The following is a 1,387-nucleotide window of genomic DNA, read 5'->3' as shown; positions in this document are numbered from 1 at the left end:
GTCCTCGTCGACCCGACCGCCGTGCAGCGCCGCCTCCGCGGCCAGCCACCCGTCGCGGACGACCGCCGACGTACTCGTCGGCGCACGCAACCAGGCGTGCGCGCCCGCAAGGTCCACCGGCCGCCCCAGCGAACGCCAGAACTTCCGGGTGCCGAGGTCGACCAGTGGCGTCACGACTCAGACGCCGAGACGGGCGAGTTCCTCGTCGATGACGACGGGGTCCAGCTTGGTGAAGACCGGCGTCGGCTTCGCCACGGCGCGGCCCACCTCGATCGGGTGGCGCCGCCAGCCCGGGAACCCGGTGTAGTCGCCGGTGATGATCGGGTAGGACCGACCCTCGACGTCGAGGTCGGCCACCTCCTCGATCCGCGGCATCGGAGCGATCGCACCCTCGCCACCGAAGGCCTTGTCGACCTCGTTGGCGGAGAACGGCAGGAACGGGCTGAGCACGATGTTCAGGTCGGCGACGCACTGCGCCATCACGTGCAGGATCGTGGCGAGCCGCTCCGGGTCGTCCTTGATCTTCCACGGCTCGGAGTCGGAGACGTATTTGTTGACCTCGGCGACGGCACGCATCGCCTCACCGATCGCCTGCTTCTGTCGGTGCTTGCCGATCAGGTCACCGACGGTGTCGAAGGCGGCCTCGGTCGCGGCAAGGACGGCAGTGTCCTCGTCCGTGAGCGGACCGGCCGCCGGGATCTCGCCGAAGTTCTTGGCGATCAGGTTGGCGGTCCGGTTGACCAGGTTGCCCCAGCCAGCGACCAGCTCGTCATTGGTACGACGGACGAACTCGGCCCAGGTGAAGTCGGAGTCCTGGTTCTCGGGACCCGCCGCCGCCACGAAGTACCGGAAGGCGTCCGGCTGGTAGCGCTCGAGCAGGTCGTGGACGTAGATGACGACCTTCTTCGACGAGGAGAACTTCTTGCCCTCCATCGTGAGGAACTCCGACGACACCACCTCGGTCGGCAGGTTCAGGACACCGAGCTCACGCGGCGACCCACCCTTGTCGCCCTTGCCCGCGTAGGCGAGCAGCTCGGCCGGCCAGATCTGGGAGTGGAAGGTGATGTTGTCCTTGCCCATGAAGTAGTACGTCAGGGCCTCGGGGTCGTTCCACCAGTCGCGCCAGGCGTCCGGGTCGCCGGTGCGGCGGGCCCACTCGATCGAGGCCGACAGGTAACCGATGACGGCGTCGAACCAGACGTAGAGCTTCTTGGTGGGGTTCTCGCGCCACCCGTCCAGCGGAACGGCGATGCCCCAGTCGATGTCGCGGGTCATCGCCCGCGGGCGGATCTCCTTGAGGATGTTCTGGCTGAACCGGATGACGTTGGGCCGCCACAGGCCCGTGGCCTCGCGGCCGTCGAGCCACTCGGTGAGCGCCTCGGCCAGC

At 68.3% G+C, this 1,387-nt stretch carries 1 protein-coding gene; it reads right to left on the bottom strand.

Annotation, left to right across the window (positions count from 1 at the left end; genetic code table 11):
• Positions 1-177: 177 nt before the first annotated feature.
• Positions 178-1,387: methionine--tRNA ligase (locus tag ACOADB_RS03030; protein WP_378596440.1), on the bottom strand; the 1,210-nt coding region annotated here is incomplete at its 5' end.

The sequence above is a fragment of the Nocardioides sp. CPCC 206348 genome, from assembly GCF_048654705.1.
GTDB lineage: Bacteria > Actinomycetota > Actinomycetes > Propionibacteriales > Nocardioidaceae > Nocardioides.
This window is presented reverse-complemented; position numbering and strand designations above follow the sequence as displayed.